This window comes from Anaerolineales bacterium (assembly GCA_003105035.1).
Classification (GTDB): Bacteria; Chloroflexota; Anaerolineae; order Anaerolineales; family UBA4823; genus FEB-25.
The window spans coordinates 32427-51177 of sequence record PQAL01000011.1 but is presented as its reverse complement, the minus strand read 5'-3'; the positions used below and the strand labels follow the sequence as shown (position 1 = coordinate 51177).

The 18751-nt window shown below is 52.4% G+C and carries 16 protein-coding genes; 5 read left to right on the top strand and 11 right to left on the bottom strand.

The annotated features are described in order from the left end of the window. Window positions 1-31 precede the first annotated feature (31 nt). Together C3F13_05615 and C3F13_05610 are read right to left on the bottom strand one after the other, a co-directional pair. Entirely contained in the window at window positions 32-868 is an 837-nt protein-coding gene (locus tag C3F13_05615; protein ID PWB54929.1) for a CoA transferase subunit A, read from the bottom strand. After that, window positions 850-1584 (bottom strand): pyrimidine 5'-nucleotidase, encoded by a 735-nt coding sequence (locus tag C3F13_05610; GenBank protein PWB54928.1) that lies wholly within the window; start codon window positions 1582-1584, stop codon window positions 850-852. Before C3F13_05610 ends, C3F13_05615 begins: the two co-directional genes overlap by 19 nt. On the opposite strand from C3F13_05610, the gene C3F13_05605 reads away from it, so the two are divergent. Continuing rightward, complete coding sequence (locus C3F13_05605) at window positions 1530-3350, top strand: DNA mismatch repair protein MutL (protein ID PWB54927.1); 1821 nt, start codon at window positions 1530-1532, stop codon at window positions 3348-3350. The genes C3F13_05610 and C3F13_05605 overlap by 55 nt on opposite strands. A gap of 186 nt (window positions 3351-3536) precedes the next feature. Here C3F13_05605 and C3F13_05600 read toward each other — a convergent pair whose 3' ends face one another. Both C3F13_05600 and C3F13_05595 read right to left on the bottom strand, forming a co-directional pair. Further along, the gene (locus C3F13_05600) at window positions 3537-4337 is read right to left on the bottom strand and encodes an RNA polymerase subunit sigma (protein PWB54926.1); all 801 of its coding nucleotides are present in this window, start codon (window positions 4335-4337) and stop codon (window positions 3537-3539) included. Further along, entirely contained in the window at window positions 4334-5500 is a 1167-nt protein-coding gene (locus tag C3F13_05595; protein PWB54925.1) for a hypothetical protein, read from the bottom strand. Before C3F13_05595 ends, C3F13_05600 begins: the two co-directional genes overlap by 4 nt. 40 nt (window positions 5501-5540) lie before the next feature. On the opposite strand from C3F13_05595, the gene tilS reads away from it, so the two are divergent. Further along, window positions 5541-7040, top strand: a complete 1500-nt coding sequence (gene tilS, locus C3F13_05590; GenBank protein PWB54924.1) for a tRNA lysidine(34) synthetase TilS — start codon at window positions 5541-5543, stop codon at window positions 7038-7040. Here the strand turns inward: tilS and C3F13_05585 are convergent. The 3 genes from C3F13_05585 to C3F13_05575 all read right to left on the bottom strand — a co-directional run bounded on the left by C3F13_05585 (window position 7017) and on the right by C3F13_05575 (window position 9292). Continuing rightward, entirely contained in the window at window positions 7017-7922 is a 906-nt protein-coding gene (locus C3F13_05585; protein PWB54923.1) for a hypothetical protein, read from the bottom strand. The genes tilS and C3F13_05585 overlap by 24 nt on opposite strands. A gap of 166 nt (window positions 7923-8088) precedes the next feature. Beyond that, a complete protein-coding gene (locus C3F13_05580; GenBank protein ID PWB54922.1) occupies window positions 8089-8658 on the bottom strand; it encodes an HAD family hydrolase in 570 nt (189 codons plus the stop codon). A gap of 22 nt (window positions 8659-8680) precedes the next feature. Then, entirely contained in the window at window positions 8681-9292 is a 612-nt protein-coding gene (locus tag C3F13_05575; GenBank protein PWB54921.1) for a hypothetical protein, read from the bottom strand. A 162-nt stretch (window positions 9293-9454) separates the two neighbouring features. On the opposite strand from C3F13_05575, the gene C3F13_05570 reads away from it, so the two are divergent. The 3 genes from C3F13_05570 (at window position 9455) to C3F13_05560 (ending at window position 14862) form a co-directional block, all read left to right on the top strand. Beyond that, entirely contained in the window at window positions 9455-10798 is a 1344-nt protein-coding gene (locus C3F13_05570; GenBank protein ID PWB54920.1) for a bifunctional folylpolyglutamate synthase/dihydrofolate synthase, read from the top strand. Further along, on the top strand, window positions 10798-13323 hold the full coding sequence (gene lon, locus C3F13_05565) for an endopeptidase La (protein PWB54919.1): 2526 nt from the start codon (window positions 10798-10800) through the stop codon (window positions 13321-13323). Before C3F13_05570 ends, lon begins: the two co-directional genes overlap by 1 nt. A 111-nt stretch (window positions 13324-13434) precedes the next feature. After that, window positions 13435-14862, top strand: coding sequence for a transcriptional regulator (locus C3F13_05560; GenBank protein ID PWB54918.1), 1428 nt, complete (start codon window positions 13435-13437; stop codon window positions 14860-14862). A 1-nt stretch (window position 14863) separates the two neighbouring features. On the opposite strand, the gene C3F13_05555 is transcribed toward C3F13_05560, so the two are convergent. Genes C3F13_05555 through C3F13_05540 form a run of 4 tightly spaced genes read right to left on the bottom strand, consistent with a single transcriptional unit; the run spans window position 14864 to window position 18751 of the window. Then, window positions 14864-15679 (bottom strand): hypothetical protein, encoded by an 816-nt coding sequence (locus C3F13_05555; protein ID PWB54917.1) that lies wholly within the window; start codon window positions 15677-15679, stop codon window positions 14864-14866. Window positions 15680-15682: 3 nt separating this feature from the next. Continuing rightward, window positions 15683-16837: an endolytic transglycosylase MltG gene (locus C3F13_05550; GenBank protein PWB54916.1), complete on the bottom strand. Its 1155-nt coding sequence runs from the start codon at window positions 16835-16837 to the stop codon at window positions 15683-15685. Further along, window positions 16830-17246, bottom strand: coding sequence for a Holliday junction resolvase RuvX (locus C3F13_05545; GenBank protein PWB54915.1), 417 nt, complete (start codon window positions 17244-17246; stop codon window positions 16830-16832). The genes C3F13_05550 and C3F13_05545 overlap by 8 nt, the downstream gene beginning before the upstream one ends. Beyond that, on the bottom strand, window positions 17243-18751 hold the full coding sequence (locus C3F13_05540; GenBank protein PWB54914.1) for a hypothetical protein: 1509 nt from the start codon (window positions 18749-18751) through the stop codon (window positions 17243-17245). Before C3F13_05540 ends, C3F13_05545 begins: the two co-directional genes overlap by 4 nt.

The window sequence follows — 18751 nt, the reverse complement described above, 5'->3', positions numbered from 1 at the left end:
CAATTAATATATAAAGATTATCATATTTGGGTTAAGAGCTCTTAATCCCCGCCTGGTATAAGTAACGGTCAAATGAATCCTGGTCGCTGACGTTCTCGGCATAATCCAGGATTGCGCTCGCATCCAGGCCATACAATGGGTGGCAGGAAGTGGGGGCAGCACCTCTGGGAGCATACACGACTGCATCAACACACGGGGCAACAATATCTGCCTTGTCAAGCTCGGCTACCAGTTCTTCTGCGGTGATGATCACTATTTTTGACGCCAGGCTGAGCTCAATATCGACGCCTTTGTTATCGCCAATCAGGGCATTTCCATCTTGATCCGCCGTTAATGCATGGATCACGGCCACATCCGGGCTAATCGCCGGGAAAGCCATCATCTCTTCCCCGCTGTATGGGTCGATCACGGTGCGCACGTCCGGGCGTAGGCGGGGTAGGTCGGTGCCAAGCCAACCAAGCCCTGGCATGAACCCAACCGAGGCCATCTGTGCCCGCAACCCCATAGATAGGCTTGTCTCGGTCTCTTCGATGACCTCGATCAAGCCTTGACTTGCGCGGTTGGTGAACATGGGGGCAAAACCGAAGATCTCCAGGCCAAAATAACAACTACGGACATGGCTAACCATGCCAGCGCCTACCAGAAGGTCACTTTCGTAGCCGGCTGTAAAAGCCATCAGCGTAAGATCTACCGGTGAAGCGCTTTCCTGAAAGCGTGTGATCAAAGTGCGAGCAAATCCTACCGGCCGGCGGTATAGGGTCATGCCGCCCAACGCCAGCATATTCCCACTCTGGACGATTGAAGCTGCCTCTTCCATGGTGATCAGCTTGCTTTTCATGCTAACTCCGGTTATCTCGCCTTTTCCCATAATTCAGGCAGATGGTGGGTGAGCTCGTGTAAACTAGGTATCACCCGGTCGACTTGTGGATCTGAGCCATTTTTACCCACCAGGATGGTAAAGAACCCCAGCTCTCGAGCGGGAGCAAGATTGCGAAGCGAGTCGTCGAAAATCACACACCGCTGAGGATCGTCATCTCTGCCTATTTGTAACGCTTTTTGGTAAGCAGCCTTATCAGGTTTGCAGGCAAATTCTACCGCCAGGATATCGATGATTCCGTCGAAACAATCATCCAGACCCAGGATTTTTAACACCCGGCTCGCATGGTTACGGTCAGAATTAGTGAATATCCATCTCTTTTGTGGAAGGCTAAGGATTAACTGGCGGAGTTGGGGGTCAGGCTTAATAAATTCTTCCAGAGGAAGATCATGGACGAAAGCCAGGTACTCTTCTGTATCTACCTCATAGTACGCTTGCAGGCCTCGTAAGGTCGTGCCATACTGTTCAAGGTATTGCTGGCGTATTTTCGCGATCTCATCCACGGGACGATCGATGAATTTTTGCATGTAAATATTCATTCGCCCGCGGATAGCATCCCATAGGCCGCTGCTAGCCGGGTAAAGGGTATCATCCAGATCAAAATATAAGCTCTCGAAATGCACGGGGGTTATTATACGGGATATTGGAATAAATGGATAAGCCTTTGATATATAATATCCGGGTGCCCATTCACCTCTTGCCCCCAGAAATTGCCTCCCAGATCGCGGCTGGAGAGGTAGTCGAAAGACCTGCCTCCGTGGTAAAAGAGCTAATCGAAAATTCCCTGGATGCGGGTGCCAACCAGATCACTATCCATGTCAGGGAAGCTGGTACGCGCCTGGTGCAAGTTGCTGATAATGGCTGTGGTATCTCAGCTGATGAGCTGCTATTATCGGTGGAGAGGCATGCCACCAGCAAGCTCAGCTCTGCAGATGACCTGTTCAGGATTGAGACCCTGGGTTTCAGAGGTGAAGCCCTGGCATCGATTGGTTCCGTCTCGCACCTGACCATAAGTTCCCGTTCCAGTGGCGCGGAAATGGGATGCCGTTTGCTTGTCGAAGCTGGCGTAGCTGGTGAACTAAAACAGGTGGGGATACCAGCTGGGACGCTGGTCACGGTGGAAAACCTATTTTTCAACGTCCCAGCGCGTTTGAAGTTCCTGAAGCACCCAAGCACAGAACGGCGTCATATTGATGAGCTGGTTACACGTTATGCTATGGCGTACCCTAAGGTGAAGTTCCAGCTGTACCAGGACGAACGTCCGGTGTTAATGACCAGCGGGAATGGCAACCGGCGTGAGATCCTGGCAGGGCTATACGGTGTGGAAGTTGCCCGACAGATGCTGGAAGTTTTAGCGGAGGAAGATGAAGCCTCGATCGACGGTTTTATCAGTCCAATCAGCCTGACGCGCTCCAACAGGCGAGAAATCGTATTCTTCGTCAATGGACGTCCTGTCCATGACCCGGCTCTGGGGTCAGCTCTCGTTCAGGCGTACCACACATTGCTGATGGTTGGACGTTATCCATTGGCGATGTTGTTTCTGCATTTACCAGCCGATACGGTGGATGTCAATGTTCATCCAACCAAGGCTGAAGTGCGATTTAAAGATGCCGATCGGATATTTCGTGCAATCCAGAGGGCAGTCAGGCGAGCGCTCCTGGCGCACACCCCAATTCCCTCACTCGGCGGTTCGATCCACTGGATGCCACCTTCCACAAACGGAGCCTCAGCCAGACAGATTGATCCAGCTTGGGGCTTTTCGGCAGATACGAAAGAAGATGCTTTATCGTCTGTTTCGCCTGGACTTGGACAAACGATACCACCTCCCGCGAAGCAGCCTGGGCTGGTCGGAGCAAGCATGCCCCTCCTTCGTCTGGTAGGTCAGATTGCATCCACTTACCTGGTGGCTGAGGGACCGGATGGCTTGTACTTGATCGACCAGCATGCCGCTCATGAACGCGTGCTATTTGAGAGCTTCATGACCATGTGGCATGAGGCCAGACAGGATTCGTTGGAGAAACGGACTCCACGAATACCCTCCCAAACTTTACTGCAACCGGTAACTGTCGATCTACCGCCTGCCAGTGCCCGTTTGATAGAAACGGAGCTACCCACATTGAACCAGCTTGGCTTTCAGGTCGAACTTTTCGGCAGGGGCAGCTATCTTGTCCGTGCCATCCCGGCCATATTGACCGGTATGGATCCTGGGGCTGCCTTGGCAGTCATCGTGGAAGATTTCGAAGAAGATGAAACCCCACTGCAGGCGGAATCGGAAGCCAGGATCATTGCCAGGGTGTGTAAGCGGGCAGCCGTCAAAGCCGGTCAGTCCCTCACCCTTGACGAACAAACCAGGCTGCTGGGTGATCTTGAAGCTTGCCAGTCGCCGCGTACCTGCCCGCATGGTCGCCCAACCATGATCCATCTTTCGGTTGACCTGCTTGAACGCCAATTTGGGCGAAGAGGGGCTAGATGAAGATCCTGCCATTAGTTAAATGCTTGGTGGCTTCGATCAACATTTTTTCAAGGCATTCAGGTAAGAAATAACACAATGGCTGGCCTGGCGGGAGAATGCTAGCGGGGAGCAGGCTTCGCCCGTCAGCTATCAAAGTCAGGGGTGATATTCTCATCTTCCAACCAAAACTTGTTTGTTAGAAAATCGTTATATCCGCCCCTGGGGAATAAATCCTGTGTTTAATACTTCTTCCTGGATTTTTGGCAAGATCTCCGCTACATCGGCACGGATGACCAGGTCAGCACGTACATCCATGAAGGTGGGGGCATTATTGATGATGATCAATTTTGAGCCGTGTTCCAGAGCTTGAACCGGTAATTTGGCTGATGGCATGACTTCCAGTGATGTGCCGGCCACAAGCAATAACTCGCAGTGCTTACAAGCTTCTTCTGCCTTGATCCATGTTTTAACCGGCAGCTGCTCTTCATAGAGGATGACATCTGGTTTCAAGATACTCCCGCAATCAGGGCAGGTAGGGATGGTACACTTCATCAGGTAATCTTCCAGGATGGTAGCTGAAGGTACCTGGAGGTAGCAATTCGTACACGACATGCTCCTCAGCGATCCATGGACTTCGAGCACATTCTCTGCACCTGCCCGACTATGCAGACCATCAATGTTCTGGGTGATAATCTCCGACATGTACCCAGCTGCTTGAAGCTTGGCAAGGGCGATATGGGCAGGATTGGGCTTGGCAGCGTACATCATCACCGCCAGTGGGTGAAACCATTCGAAGAACATCTCTGGGTTGTGCCGAAAAGCAGATAGGGAGGCGACCTCCATCGGCTCAACGCGCTGCCATAGACCTGTGCCTGGGCTGCGGAAATCAGGAATCCCAGACCTGGTCGAGATACCCGCACCAGTCAGAGTGACGGTTTTATGCGATTGTGTGATGAGTTGTGCGGCAAGAGTGATCGTTTCGAGGTTTACCAGAGCTGGTTCACTCATTCTTTATCTCGCACACGTTTGAGAATACTATCGGCAAGTTTGAAGAACTGCTGGGATGTCAGATTGTCGGGATGCTGCATCACCAGTGGGAGGTTCGCCCTGGCGGATTGGTAAGTTAGCTCTGGTGCAGCCGTGAAAACCACACTGATGGGATGCTGGTATTCCACCTGCACCTGGGTCAGCGAGTACTGCATTTCGGTGCGTTGACGATTGTACAGCACTGTATTGATCCTGTCTTCATTGAAACCCTTCTTAGCCAGCTCATCTACCAATCCAGAGGTGCGGATGATCGTATTGGGGTTGGGTTCCAGTACTACGATGATCTCGTCACAATAAGTCAGGATGCGGTCATTGATGGGGGTGATGCCTGCTCCCAGGTCAATAATGATATAGGAGGCCATGAACGCCAAGAACCTGGTGATGGCCTCGAAATGGGGTACAGCAGTCAGGAATTTTGCGTCACTAGGCACATAGGAGGCTAACAGCAACCTCACCCCTGATTTATGGTAATACATCTCGTTATCGATGGCGGTCTCGCTGATCTCTTCAGGGGAAACCTGTAAAAGCCTGGTCATTCCTTGAGGATTGAGAAAACCCAGATCCAGGCCCATCGAGCCCAGTCCAGGTCGGTATTCGGCGATGATGACATTCTTTTTACTGCGATCTTGCAGGCAAATGCCCAGGTTCAGAGCGAGGGTGGAAATGCCTAAACCGCCTTTTACCCCCACTACGCCGATCACATGACCACGCGTCCTGGATGCTGATGGAGGTGGTACTGGCAGGGAGGTTTTCTTACCACGGGCAATCACCGCTTTTACGTGGGCAAATAGCTCACGGGGTTGGGTTGGTTTGGTCAGGTAATCATCCGCACCAGCTTCAAACCCTGCCACCTTGTCATCCACCTGGGTCTTGGCAGTAAACATGATGATGGGGATGGCATTGGTGGCCGGATCGAGGCGCAGCTTACGAGCCACTTCATACCCATCCATTTCAGGCATCATGATATCGAGCAGGATTAGTTCAGGTTTTTCTGATTGCGCCAGGGAGATTGCCTGAAGGCCATTGCTGGCAGCTACAATCTCGTAGCCCTGGTGCTGCAGCATTAAACCGACCAATCTCAGAGTATCCAGATCATCATCGACGACGAGGATTTTTTCAGCCATGTATCCTACTCCGTGGTTTTATCCAATTTTTTGAAGTTACTTGATCATACAGGATAAATCTATAAAATTCCTCGATAATTCATTATACGCTATAATTTTATTTGCTATGATCGAACAGGTTGTTAATATTTTACAACAGGATTGTAAAATCCACGAGCAGGGACTCCTCATTGTGGGTGTTTCGGGAGGACCCGATAGCCTTTTCCTGCTGAATGTTTTATATGAGTGCGGTTATAACCTGGTAGTGGTTCATATAAACCACAAGCTTCGGCCAGAAGCTGATGAAGAAGCACAGTACGTAAGGCAAGCTGCGGCACAAATTGGGGTTGACTGCGTGGTGTGGGAGGTGGATGTACTCGGTTTTGCGGAAAAGCACAAGATTGCCATTGAGGAAGCTGCCCGCAGGCTGAGATACCAGCACCTCTTCGATCAAGCACAGCAGCGCAGCGCCAGCGCAGTACTCGTTGGCCATACTGCAGATGACCAGGTTGAGACAATTCTCATGCACCTGTTACGCGGTTCTGGCCTGGTGGGGTTGCGCGGCATGCAAACCTGCACACTGCCCAATTCATGGAGCGAGCATATTCCGCTGGTGCGTCCCTTGCTATTCACCTGGCGGTCAGACATCCTGCAATACCTGGCTGAAAAACAGATCCAGCCTGCTTTCGATCAAACCAACCTGGACACTGCTTACTATCGGAACCGGGTTCGATATGACCTGCTTCCCCAGCTGGAAGAGTATGCCCCTCGCCTACGCCAGAACCTGCTACGTCTTGGCCAGATCCTGAGCGATGATTATCAGCTCATCCAGAGGCAGGTGGATATTGCCTGGACTATCTGCCTGCTCAACCATGAGCAGGGATACCTGGCTTTTCACCGCCCCAATTTCGAGCGCCAACTGCCATCTGTTCAGCGTTATCTGTTGCGCCGGGCGATCGAAGGATTTGTCCCCGGCTTGACGGACGTGGGTTTTGAGTGCATCGAGAGAGGGCGTAAGTTTATCGCGGAGAATAAACCTTCCGGTCAGGTAGACCTCCTGGATGGGATGAGGCTTATCCGTGACGTCGATGTATTTTGGCTGACATCTGGCGATGACCTACCAATCTCAGCTTACCCTCAGCTCAAACCTGATGAGACAATCGCTATACCCATCCCAGGGAGATCACTTTTGAAAAATAGCTGGGTCCTTGAGACTGAGATGGTAGCCGATAATAAGCAGGCTATCGAGCAAGAAAAGCGGAATAACGATCGCTATCAAGCCTGGTTCGATATGGATAAGATTTCATTACCCCTGGTTTTACGGTCCAGAGAGAGTGGTGACCGCATCCATCCAGCCGGTATGGATGGTCACTCGATCAAGATTTCTGACCTGATGATCAATCAAAAATTGCCCCTGAGAGCGCGCAAGAACTGGCCACTGATTTGTTGTGGGGATAAAATCGTATGGGTACCAGGATACCGCCAGAGCGGACTGGCAACGATAGATAAGCAGAGCACCTCAATCGCCCACCTGATATTAGTCAGGAAGCTCAGCACCTAGCTTTTGCAATTTAGATCTCACCTCTCTCCATTGGATTTTCGAGAGGCCCATCTTCTGACGTACTTTGTTTGCCTCGGTGCCTGCCTTGAGGTCGTTAAGCGCACACGTCCAGCGGCACATCTCGAACGACAAGTGCTTGGAGATGCCTGCTTCCTCACCGATATCTTCCAGTAAATATTCCAGGCGGCGTTGTGACCAGGGAAAAATGCGATCGGTATGCTGGTACTGCCCCTTGTATTCGTCATATGCTTCGACCCAATCGGTTGATAGGGCGATCTTGCGTTCTTTATAACGGTGCTGAGGGCTGGCATAACGGACGAATAAGAAAGGTCCACCCGGCGCTTCCCGGTCGATATGGTTGGGGCTGAGCGCCAGGCATTCGCTTTTCTTGATGCCGGTTTCGAGCAGCAGTTCTAATAGGGTGAAGTAACGTGCATCTGGGTGGGCTGCCAGGCGGTATTTATTAGCCACAGACAGCACAACATCTCGCTCCTCATCGGTCAATACGCTTGGTAGGGGGCTGATCACCGACTGCTGCAGCACCTTTTCACCTGGGTCAACGACAATCACGCCATAATGGGTCAGCCAGCGAAAGAAGGCCTTGATAGAAGTAATCCGGCGTGAAAGGGTCTTGGGGCTGCAGGGGACCCCGCGTTGTTTCTGCATCCAGTCCAGGAAGTTATTTAGCTCATTGGTGGTAATGGCACCCAGGGGGCGGTCCGGAGGCAGGTAAGCTGCCAGCAGGTTCATATCGGCGATAAAAGCTTTGACGGTATGGGGGCTCTTGCCCTGGTCGTTCAGGTAGATGCGCCAGGCATTGATGGCTGGGACGAGCGAGGTGTGGGCAGTGATGTGGGCAGGGAGCTTGGTTTCAGTTGGCATAATCTCCTCACTTGGGTTGCGTATAGGATTTTCGCATAGTCAATTTCGTATAGTATACATGATCCTATTGCCATTGTCAATAGGATGAGAAGCACTTAATCAAGCCGGGAATGCACACTGATATTCGTGCTCTACCCGACCTGACTATTCTATTTCAAGTGATTGCTTAGGCGGTTAGATTGCCTTCCAGACCCAACTTAGGAGCGATTGTACGCATGGCGAGAATCACATTACCCACGTGCTCCCACAGCTCAACGCCAAATTCTTCGGCAGATCTGGCAATTTCATCCCGGTTAGCACCGGCTGCAAAGGCGCGGTCCTTCCACTTCTTCTTTACCGAGGCAGCTTCAAGATCGTAAAGTGACCGAGAAGGCCGTACCAGGGCGACTGCCGTGATCAAGCCCGTGATCTCATCACAGGCATACAGCGCTTTTTCCATCGGAGTAGTACGTGGGATGCCAGAATGGTCCGCATGACTGAGAACAGCACGTACAACCACATCGGGTACGCCGCGCGCCCGTAAGATCGGTGCCCCTGCAAGCGGGTGTTCTTCGAGTGTGGGGTGAATTTCCCAGTCGAAATCGTGCAGGATACCCGTAATACCCCACAAGTCCTGGTCTTCACCCATCCTGGCAGCATAAAAGCGCATGGCAGCTTCCACGGCCAGCATGTGGCGGATCAGGTTTTCATTTTTCACATATTCATGCACGATATTTAGGGCTTGTGTTCGTTCCATGCTGGCTCCAATTGATAATCTATTACTGACCTGTCGCCGGGAAGATCGGTTCCGGCTGTCCCAGGATCGGTTCAGGTTTGAATACGTGCACATCGAGAATAGCAGTCAAGGTTGCGGGGAGCTCCCTCAGGTTCCAGTACAGGCGTGAGAAAAGCCGATAATCATGCTGGTCGGATGGCACGCCGGAGGCTTTTAATCCAAGGGCATTGCACGTGTACAAGGCACGCGGCAGGTGAAATCCCTGGGTAACCAGGATGGCGTCGTCAATCCCGAAGATCTGGCGTGCCCGGTAGCAGGTATCATAAGTGCGCCTCCCAGCATAATCCAGCACGATGGCATCTTCCGGCACACCAAGTTTGAGCGCATATTCCCGCATGGCCCCCGGTTCATTGTAATCGATATAGCTGTTATCACCGCTCATCAAGATCTTTTGGACTTTTCCTGACGAATATAACTGGGCAGCTGTATTGATGCGATCCCTGAGAACTGTCGTAGGCGTGCCATCCCGCCACAAACCAGCCCCGAACACGATGGCTACTGAAGCAGGTGGAACATTTTGAGGGGTGAACCGGCGTGGCAACGTATAAAGGGCTGTGATCAGCCTGGGGAGAAGGAATGCAGCTGCTCCAACCATCACGACGACTTTTATGAACCTGAGGACGATCTTTAGCGCTCTGCTTAGCACCCGGCTATTCTACCATGAACAGATTTAGGGGCGATCTTCATACCGTGCTGGTAAAATTCACGTTGGTATCCTCTTCCCGTTAGGCACCCAAGGGGTTACAATCCCTGGACTATGACAAACGACGAAGAAGCCTACAAGGATGCACTGGAATACTTATATAGTTTTGTCGATTTCAGCATGCAGAAGGCTGTTACTTACTCGCCTGAACGATTCAAACTGGAACGCATGCAGGAATTGGTCGCCTCGCTGGGAAATCCACAGAATACCTATCCGACCATCCATGTGGCTGGTACGAAGGGCAAAGGTTCGGTGTGCATCTTGTGTGCTGCGGCTTTGAATGAAGCAGGCTATAAAGTAGGGTTGTATACTTCACCCCACCTGGATGACTACGCCGAGCGGATCCAGATCAACGGTGAATTCATTCCGCATGCACACCTGGTGGAAATGGTCGAACAGATCAAACCGCATGTGGCAGCCATCCCAGAGCTGACTACTTTCGAGATCACCACGGCCCTGGCATTTCTATACTTCGCAAAACAGAAGGTGGATGCCGCCGTGATTGAAGTGGGCCTGGGTGGGCGCCTGGATGCAACCAATGTAGTCAGCCCGCAGGTTAGCGTAATCACCTCAATATCCTATGATCATACGTTGCTATTGGGCAATACGCTCACAGAGATTGCGGGAGAGAAGGCTGGCATCATCAAAACAGATGTGCCGGTGATCTCGTCTCCACAGGTCGAAGAAGTGCGGATGGTGATCGAACAAATCGCGCAGCAACGCGGTACCACACTGATCCAGGTGGGCCGAGATATTTTGTATACGGAGATTTCTCATTCACGGGCCGGTCAGACCATCTCGGTTTGGTCGGAGAGTGAGCTTGCAAACCCAGTGGAAATTACCATCCCATTATTAGGATCTCACCAGGCGGCCAATGCAGCTACCGCTTATGCCTGCTTGAAGGTGTTTGATCAGGTTGGGCTAAAAGTAGACCTGCGAGCGCTTCAGCGTGGGTTTTCCAAGGCGTTCTGGCCTGGTCGTTTTGAGATCATCCAAGACGATCCACCAGTGATCCTTGATTGTGCCCACAACCGTGATTCTGCTTTGAAGCTAAGCAACACGCTGTCTGAATACTACCCAGAGAAGAGTGTGGTCCTGGTCTTTGGTGCATCAGAAGACAAGGATATCGATGGGATGCTGGCTGAGCTAATGCCATTGGTGAAGGAGCTAATTGCGGTAAAATCCTTCCATCCCCGGGCCATCGAACCAGAGAAGCTGGTTGGTATGGCGATGACCTATGGGCATGTAGTTGAACTGGTGGAGAATATCCCACAGGCAGTTGAAAAAGCCCTTGAGTTGGTGGATGACGATAGCCTTGTGCTGGTCACCGGAAGTATCTTTGTGGTGGCTGAAGCGCGCAAATATTGGGAGAAGAAGGCAAATATCAGGAGATATTGATGAAGGATAGTGATTGGTATTACCATGATGATGATGAAGAATTCGGCGAGGCCGTGCATCGCCGGACGGAAGAGCTTTACAAGGTGCCCGATGCGATTCCTGATGATGATGGATTGATCGAATGCCCTGTCTTACCCCTACGTGACCTGGTGATTTTCCCCCATATGGTTGCACCGGTCTTCGTAGGGCGGGAAGGTTCCTTATTGGCGATCGAGGAAGCCCAGATGGATAATCATACGGTGATCGCCTTGACTCAACGCGATTCTTCTGTTGACAATCCGAAAATTAGTGACTTCCTCACTTTAGGGGTAGAGTTAGCCGTGGGTCGGCTGGTGAGCATGCCGGATGGCTCAAGCTCTGCCTTGGCTCAAGGACGTAGGCGGGTGGAAATCGTCGAGTTCACCCAGCACGACCCGTTTATGATCGCCAAGGCCCGTCCCCTAACGGAAACCACGCATGTAAACCGTGAGATTGATGCGACCATGCGTACCGCCCTCGAGCTATTCCAAAAGTGCGTCCAGCTCAACCGCAGCCTGCCCGATGAAGCCTATCTATATGCCTTAAACATTGAGGAACCTGGTTGGCTGGCAGACATGATCGTCACAACCATTTCTCCACCTCTGGATGAGCGCTTAAAGCTGCTGCAATCATTAAATCCTGCTGAACGTTTGAAACAGGTGGTGGCATTGCTGGCTCAAGAAGCTGACGTACTCGAGCTCGAAGATCAGATCCATACCCGGGCGCAGAGTGAGGTCGACCGCACCCAACGTGAGTTCTACCTGCGCGAGCAGATGCGTGTTATCCAGACCGAGCTGGGCGAAGCTGATGCATGGACCCGAGAAATCTCCGATTTGCGAAAACGGATCGAAGGCATTGGCTTGCCCGAGGAGGTTATGCTGCGCACCATCAAGGAGCTCGACCGCCTGAACCAGATGATGCCAATGTCTCCCGAGGTGGGCATCATCCGTACGTACATTGATTGGATCCTGGATCTTCCCTGGACGACGATGACCGACGATAACCTGGATGTACACCACGCGGCAAAGGTCCTGGAGCAGTACCACTATGGGTTACCCCGGGCAAAGGACCGCATCCTGGAATATATTGCCGTGCGAAGCCTCAAGCCCAAACGTTCCAAGCAACCCATCCTGTGTTTTGTTGGCCCTCCAGGTACTGGCAAGACCTCCCTGGGACGTTCCATCGCTGAGGCATTGGGACGCAAGTTCGTCCGGCTTTCGCTCGGGGGTGTGCGAGACGAAGCCGAGATCCGCGGGCACCGCCGTACGTACATCGGTGCCCTGCCTGGGCGCATCCTACAAACCATGCGACGGGCTGGGACCATCAATCCGCTGTTCATGCTGGATGAGGTCGACAAGCTTGGGCAGGACTTTCGCGGTGATCCCTCCTCAGCCTTGCTGGAAGTGCTCGACCCCGAGCAGAACCATGCCTTTTCCGACCACTACCTCGAGCTGGCATATGACCTGTCGAAGGTCATGTTTATCACGACTGCCAATTACACCGGCCCCATCCCATCTGCTTTAATAGACCGCATGGAAGTGATCGAATTCCCGGGCTATATCGAGGAAGAAAAAATCGAGATTGCTCACCGATTCCTGCTACCCCGCCAATTGGAAGAAGCCGGGTTGGACGACGATAAAATTCGCTTCCAGGAGCAGGCGCTAAAACGAATCGTCCGTGAATATACATATGAGGCCGGTGTACGCAACTTTGAGCGTGAGATTGGGATGATCTGCAGGAAAGTTGCCAGGGTCAAGGCGGAAGGGAAGACCTACCCCAGGCTGGTCACAGCTGGAAGTATAGAAAAATACCTGGGTCCACCGCAATTCTTCGACCAGGAAGCTGAGCGGCAGGATGAAGTTGGTGTGGCAACCGCCATTGCCTGGACGGAAAATGGCGGTGAGATCATGCCAGTCGAGGTGCTGCTGATGGATGGTAAGGGTAACCTGCAGATCACCGGCCAGATCGGGAATGTGATGCAGGAATCTGCTCAGGCAGCGCTCTCTTACCTCAAGTCACGCTCTCGCCAGTTCAACCTCGACCCCGGGATTTACGAAAACCTGGATATCCATATTCACATCCCCGAAGGTGCCATCCCTAAAGATGGACCCAGCGCAGGGATAACGATCTGCACCGCTCTTGTTTCTGCCTATACCGGGCGTGAAGTAAGAAAGGATGTGGGCATGACCGGTGAGATCACCTTACGCGGACACGTGCTGCCGGTAGGTGGCGTCCGTGAGAAGGTCCTTTCGGCACATCGGTCTGGTCTTAAAACCGTCATCCTGCCCAAGCGTAACGCCAAGGACCTCCTGGATGTACCCAGGCGAGCTCGTAACGAGCTCCACCTCGTGCTGGTTGATCATATCGACCAGGTGCTGGAGGTGGCTTTAAAACCTGCCAAGACCCAGGCTACCCCAAGGAAGCGTATCGCAAAAAAAACTAAGCTGAAGGGTGAGGCAGATGCTGAACATGTTGCAGATACCCTAATCGAGCAAATCAATACGTAAAGAAGCACTGAATATATCAGATTCGCTATAAAATAATCTGGTAAGGGTTGATATGCAAAGCAGCCTTTACCAGATTTTATTTGGATAGCGTCAGGAGGATTAGGTATTGTAATGCTTGATAACTCGGATCAGATCCATGCATTGCTGGCTGAAGGGATGGGTCAAACCCTGCACTGGTTCCCCGAGGAGGTATCCATCTCTATTTTAGCAACCACGCTGGTTGGGATGGCCAACGCAATAGGGGGCTTGGTACTTTTAGGCGTCTCTCCAAGGGTAGGTGAGCTGGTGGGAGTTAAGAATTATCAAGCTGCCTGTGATCGGGTATTTCAATCTGCTTTACTGGTTGAGCCAACCCTGGTCCTGCCCATACCTCGCCTGGTGAAGGTGAAGAACACGATCACAGGAAACTCGGTCGACCTCGTTTTGGTTACGGTACCCGATGGGCTGCCTTATGTATACTGCCTGGAAGGCCGTTATTTAGGCCGGGAGGGTAGCCAGAACAATCCATTGTCCGCTCGTCAGCTATACCAGCTGCTTGCGCAGCGGAGTTCGGTACAGTTCGAATCGCGGCTGGTGCCTGATGCCTCTCTCGAAGACCTGGATCAGGAACAGGTCATGGAATATGCCGGTATAAGCGGTAATATCGCCACGGATGATTTGGAAAATGGCCATGAATTTCTGCTCCGCCGAGGATGCCTAAAGCAGGTGGATGACATGCTGAAGCTCACCAACGCTGCCGTGCTGCTATTCGGCCGTTTCCCGCAACAGTGGCTGCCCAATGCCACCATTCTGGCTGGGCGCTTCCCAGGCAGGGCACTCACCGGTGAATATATCAAAAAAGAAATCACGGGTAGCTTGCCTCAGCAATTGCAGCAGGCAGAGGCATTCATCCGCACGAACTTGAGGACAACAGTCAGGCTGGTGGGTCTACAGCATCAGGAAACTCTAGAATATCCTTTTGAAGCTGTACGTGAGCTGCTGGTCAATGCGATCGCCCACCGTGATTACAACCTGCAAGGTGATAATATCCACCTTAATATTTTCTCTGACCGGCTGGAGATCACTTCACCTGGCAGCCTGCCAGGACCTGTGACGATAAAGAACCTGTTGGAAGCGCGCTTCGCTCGTAATGCGGTGATCTCTCAGGTTTTGTCCGACTTAGGGTATGTTGAACGGCTTGGGTACGGATTGGATCGGGTTGTCGAAGTAACGCGCGCTGCGGGATTGCTGCCTCCCCAATTTGAGGAAACTTCGGGGACCTTCCGGGTGACGTTATATGCCAGCCAGGTTGGCGGCTGTGAAGGTGGCAGTTTCCCTGATTTATCTGCTTATGCTTCGCTTGACCTGAACCCCCGTCAGCAGCTGGCGTTGGCCCAAGTGAGCCTTCATGCACGCATCAGCAGCCATGATTACCAGGCTCTATGCCCGGATGTGCATTCCGAGACATTGCGTCGTGACCTGGCAGACCTGGTAACACGGGGTATCCTTATCAAAGTGGGGGACAAGAAGTCAACCTATTATATTCTTAAGCGAATTTAGGTCATATACCCAGCTTATCCAGATGCTCGATTAGCTGGGGGACCTGCTTATTAATGACCGCGGTATCAGTACGCCATGCCAATTCTGGTCCCACTCCCCCATATTCAAAAGCCAGCAGCCAGGGTTTGCTCCATTCACCGGAACGGATCTTTTCCAGCCCCCAATCTAACCAAACCCAGTCAGACTCGGTAACCGGCAGGTGATCCGTGAACACGCCGTCGATCTTTTGAACACCAGCGAAGTGCAGTTCCTTGATGTGACGGACTGGCAGCCGGGAGAAGTAAATCTCCGGAGCCATGCCCATGTAATATGCAGAGAGCAGGACGTGGGATATGTCTAAAAGCAACCCACAACCGGTCTCTTCCACGACCTGTGTAATAATCTCGGGTTCCACACAAGCTCTAAGCGTGGAACCCGCCTCCACACGGTAGGGGGAATTTTCGACGATCACACGCTCACAGCCGAAGCGTTCCACAACGCTTGTAACATCGGAGATCAGGGTTTCAGTAATGCGTTTACGGTCGAGTGACCTGGTTGAATCCAAAGGGATATCAGGATAGTAGTCCCGGCGTGAATCGAGGTGGAGATTTACGAAAGGTGTACGGGTCTTCTCCAAAAGGTCGGCGACTGCCTCCCAATCAGTGCCGTCTATGTCACCATTGCCAGAATCCAACGTGAAATGAACGGCTACTGGACGTAGCTTGAGGGCTTCATCCACCAACCAATTCCAATCGGGGGTTTTAAACAGGTCAATACGTATATTGCCAGCGCTCAGCAGCCTGGCTGCTGGAGGTGAATAATTGATAGCCAGGTTCATGAGTTAGGGGCAAGCATTTGACACATGCTCTTCATAGGTCTCTGCGAACAGGTGCCGCCCCGATCCATCGCAGGCAGCCCTGAAGTAATAATAGGGGCTCTGCGCTGGGAATGCGACGGCCCGCAGCGCTGCAGGACCTGGACTGGCGATCGGTCCTGGCGGGAGACCAACATAAACGTACGTGTTATAGGGTGAATCGACTTGTAAATCCTGGACGGAAAGTGGGTTGGTCCACCAGGTAGCCTGCGCCGGGTTGTAACCGAGGGCGTATTGGACGGTCGGGTCGGAGGCGAGAACAGCACCATTCCGCAGGCGGTTGTAAAACACGGAGGCAATGAACGGCATTTCATCTTCTTGCATGGCTTCGCGCTCAACGATCGAGGCCAGGGTCACCGCCTGGCACAAGTCCAGGCCATGAGCGGTGAACCCATTTCTAAGCTCGGGGGTCACTTGCGTCTCAAAAGCCATCAGGATTTGTGACAGGAGCTCATTTATACCGGTTTCACGTGGCAGGATATAGCTGCCCGGGTAGAGATAGCCTTCAAGGGAACCGCCTGTGATGCAGCTCGTAAAACTATAACCATCTGGGATCGTGGAGGTGGATGAGATGAATTCTGCGGGGGTGATACTATACCCGGAGGTGGGCAAGCTATTGGCGATTTCTTCGATGCGCCAGCCCGGTAGAATACTCAGAGTAACGTCTGCCGTGACGGACGACTGGATTGCCAGGGCGATCTCGACCGGAGACATCGCCGGGCTGAGGGTGAATGTTGCAGCTTTCAGGCTGGTATCCATCCCCGTGTAAAGCAAGTAGTTGCGAAAAGCTGCCTGGTTCGGAATCAGGCCAGCCTGCCATAGTTTTTTTGCAATGGATGGAACCGACTCGCCGGGCTCGATGGTCAAATCTACATCACCACCATTGAGGTCAACAGGCTCTGTCAGGTCCCTGGATTGTGCCAAAACCAGTGTAGAAAAATATAGTTTTTGTTTCGAGCTTAGCTCTGCAGAACCGGGTCCGAACCTGTTTTCGGCCCTGGAAATGATCAACTGCGGTACTAGCAGGGCAGCAATGATTAGCAGGCCGACCAGGACGATCATTCCCAGCAGGCAGCCATTCGCTTTTGAGTTTACCCGCTTATCTGGCATGCATTCAACCATTCTCCAATGAATCCAGGTATGATTGCAGAATGACCACTGCAGCCCACTGATCCAGGTGCCCACTGCGTTTTTTGCGGGGAGTCTTCATTTCAAGTTGCGCCTGGCGAGCTTCCTGTGTGCTAAAGCTCTCGTCCCAGGATGTGGTTGGGATAACACATTGCTGGTGAATGGCTTGCTCAAGGCGGTCAGCCCGTCGGCTGGCTGGGGTTGGCAATCCTTCTCCGTCGGTTGACTTGCCGATGACAATCAGCTTGACTTCGTGTTGCCGGGCTAGTTCGGCAATGGTGGCTGCATCGATTACCCTGGCGACATGCTCCAACACGGTGAGTGAGGATGCGATCGTGCCAGTCGGGTCACTGATTGCCACCCCGATGCGTTTTTCACCAGGGTCTATGGCCATGATTCTCATTGATAACCAGCCGGGACGACATTTATGCGCATAGCCAGGAAGGGTAACCTCGGCCACCAGCGTGGTGATAGAATGATCTGGGCAGATTCATCCAGATCCAAACGGTTTGATAACCGTTCTTGGGCAAGGTCTACCTTGAGTCCTTTAACCGACTCAGCGACCAACCCAACGGGAACCTCTGCTTCTAGCATTTGTGTGGCATTGACCTGCCAATGGATTTTCCCGTCTGCATCGAGTGATGGGCTATCCACTTGTTCGATCATCAAGGTGTTCGGCTGGGCAGTGAAACCGGGAGGGGCGCTGGCCTCCAGGATAGGTATCACCAGGCTGTGTAACGTCTCGCTTGCTACTACCTGTGCTTCGAGGCGAACCCGCAAGAAGAGTTTGAGGTGCTTTGCAGGCTGGCCAATTTCAGGGCTGAAGACCTCTTCTAATGTTTCGACGATTTTCAACGATGGTTCCAGGAGGGTGTCTCCTGTGGGTAATTGAGATTTAATTTGAGCCAGCCCAGCTTGGTTTAATTGGTTGCTCAATTGCTCACGCAAATCGTCCAGATCGCCCAGGCTGGGTGAGGGGATCATGATATTGCTTCCCCCGTGGGTGGCATCTGGATTGGTGACGGATAGTCCCTGGATCTTCTCACCTTCTATGACCACCAGGCTTCCGGCAGGCAGATTACCTGCTGATCCCGGTTTAATCGCCCGGGCATCAATGAGAGCCGATCTATTCGACCTTACCTGCACTGCTTCAGGTGAGAGCGTGGTGAATCGTACCGGGTTGCTGCCAAAAGTATTGACAATTGTTCCAGGGGGGATGGTGATCGTCTTCTTGGATTTATTCGTGAATTGCAGGCTGCCAACAGCCGCTTCTCCAGGGATGGGGATGCTCCCCGTGGCTGTGATCACCGCGTTGCCTTCGATGGTAGTGGCGAAGGTGTAACTTGGCAGGCTGCCGGTGGAAATATTTACCGTGCTCGCGCCTGGATCTGCTGATAGATTTATCTTGACGGATTGGACAACTTCCTTTGGGTTGATAACCACCTTTGCCCCAGGTAAGAATAAGAGCACGAGGCTGAGCACAGCTAACACGCAAAAACTAAGGCACACATAGCGGGTGACTGGGTGCTCCAGCCAGGCAGCTCTTTTGGTTTTTAATGCAACTCGCATTTGAGCCAGGTCAGGGTGTTTAGCGGTGGTTCCAGCCAGAAGTTGACCAGGTTTCTCAACTACCCATGCCTGTTCCTGGGCCTGCCGGATGGTATCAAAGGCTGAGATCCCTATTTGATTTGCATAAAAACGCACCTCGGCATCCTGGGTCACCAGGGCCAGCTGTGAGCCTAGCGAAGCTGTGTACCTCTTCAACAGGATCAGATCCAGCTTATGATTGAGTACCTTTCCAGAATCCGGCCAGACCAGCAGGACGCGCTCAGTTTGCGCCCAGCTGATCTTATCCCTGACCGAGATTGTATCTTCCTTTTGGTTAAGCTGGATGATTTGGGTTTTCAC

Bases quoted from the DNA above. Each gene is read 5' to 3' on its own strand.
- C3F13_05595 (PWB54925.1), bottom strand. From the start codon at position 5,500: ATGGCTGAAAAAATCCTCGTCGTCGATGATGATCTGGATACTCTGAGA.
- lon (PWB54919.1), top strand. From the start codon at position 10,798: ATGAAGGATAGTGATTGGTATTACCATGATGATGATGAAGAATTCGGC.
- C3F13_05550 (PWB54916.1), bottom strand. From the start codon at position 16,837: ATGGTTGAATGCATGCCAGATAAGCGGGTAAACTCAAAAGCGAATGGC.
- C3F13_05615 (PWB54929.1), bottom strand. From the start codon at position 868: ATGGGAAAAGGCGAGATAACCGGAGTTAGCATGAAAAGCAAGCTGATC.
- C3F13_05585 (PWB54923.1), bottom strand. From the start codon at position 7,922: ATGCCAACTGAAACCAAGCTCCCTGCCCACATCACTGCCCACACCTCG.
- C3F13_05580 (PWB54922.1), bottom strand. From the start codon at position 8,658: ATGGAACGAACACAAGCCCTAAATATCGTGCATGAATATGTGAAAAAT.
- C3F13_05575 (PWB54921.1), bottom strand. From the start codon at position 9,292: ATGGTTGGAGCAGCTGCATTCCTTCTCCCCAGGCTGATCACAGCCCTT.
- C3F13_05600 (PWB54926.1), bottom strand. From the start codon at position 4,337: ATGAGTGAACCAGCTCTGGTAAACCTCGAAACGATCACTCTTGCCGCA.
- C3F13_05560 (PWB54918.1), top strand. From the start codon at position 13,435: ATGCTTGATAACTCGGATCAGATCCATGCATTGCTGGCTGAAGGGATG.
- C3F13_05545 (PWB54915.1), bottom strand. From the start codon at position 17,246: ATGAGAATCATGGCCATAGACCCTGGTGAAAAACGCATCGGGGTGGCA.
- C3F13_05555 (PWB54917.1), bottom strand. From the start codon at position 15,679: ATGAACCTGGCTATCAATTATTCACCTCCAGCAGCCAGGCTGCTGAGC.
- C3F13_05605 (PWB54927.1), top strand. From the start codon at position 1,530: ATGGATAAGCCTTTGATATATAATATCCGGGTGCCCATTCACCTCTTG.
- C3F13_05570 (PWB54920.1), top strand. From the start codon at position 9,455: ATGACAAACGACGAAGAAGCCTACAAGGATGCACTGGAATACTTATAT.